This window comes from Psychrobacter sp. AOP7-A1-24 (genome assembly GCF_052376235.1).
Classification (GTDB): Bacteria; Pseudomonadota; Gammaproteobacteria; order Pseudomonadales; family Moraxellaceae; genus Psychrobacter.
This window is the reverse complement of sequence record NZ_JBQSVM010000104.1, coordinates 1-947: the sequence shown is the minus strand read 5'-3', so window position 1 is coordinate 947 and position 947 is coordinate 1. Positions and strand designations below refer to the sequence as shown.

The window sequence follows — 947 nt, the reverse complement described above, 5'->3', positions numbered from 1 at the left end:
GTCGTACTCATCTACAAGATGCGGTTCCGATGACAGCAGGTCAGGAGTTCAATGCCTTTGCAACGATGATTAAGAAAGAGATGGTACGTATTGAATCAACTCGTACTTTATTTCATGAAATTAATATGGGTGGTACAGCGATTGGTACTGGTTTGAATGCACCTGTTGGCTATTCAGAATCATGTGCGGCGGCATTACAAAAGCTCACTGGCAGATCTTATTATATAGCTGAAGATTTAGTGGAAGCTACGCAAGATACCAGTGCTTATGTCGATTTGTCTGGCAACTTACGCCTTTTTGCTGCGCGTCTGTCTAAAATTGCAAACGATTTGCGTTTGCAGTCGTCAGGCCCCCGTGCAGGACTGGCGCAATATCGTTTACCAGAAATGCAGCCAGGTAGCTCAATCATGCCTGGCAAAGTAAATCCAGTCATACCAGAAGTGGTAAATCAAACTTGCTTTCATGTCATCGGTATTGATACGGCTATCGTTATGGCTGCAGAAAGTGCTCAGTTACAACTTAATGTATTTGAACCAGTTATTGCTTTTAATTTGTTCACGGGTATAAGCATGATGGCCAATGTTTGTGAAGTATTTGCCCTGCGCTGTATTGATGGCATCATCATGAATGATGAAGCTTGCAATAGTCAGGTATTCAATAATATCGGATTGGTCACGGCACTTAACCCTTATTTAGGTTATGAGTCGTCCACTTATGTAGCAAGAAAAGCCCAACAAACTGGCGGCAGCGTTTACGATATTGTCTTAGAAGAAAATCTTATGGATAAAGAGACTTTAGACAACTTATTGTCCCCTGCAAATATGGTGTATCCACGAGTTAAGTTAATGCCTTAGCCTGTATTTAGTTTATACGAGTCGAAGGTGTATCATCAATTATAAAGTACAGATGCGCTAGGTGAACCTATTGGCCTTTTTTATATAATAAGT

Annotated in this window: 1 protein-coding gene; it reads left to right on the top strand. The window is 41.0% G+C overall.

Annotated features, from left to right (window positions below; all coding sequences use genetic code 11):
• A partial coding sequence (locus tag ACT3QQ_RS13895) for a lyase family protein (RefSeq protein WP_444528428.1) occupies positions 1 to 854 on the top strand: 854 nt, incomplete at its 5' end.
• Positions 855 to 947 lie beyond the last annotated feature (93 nt).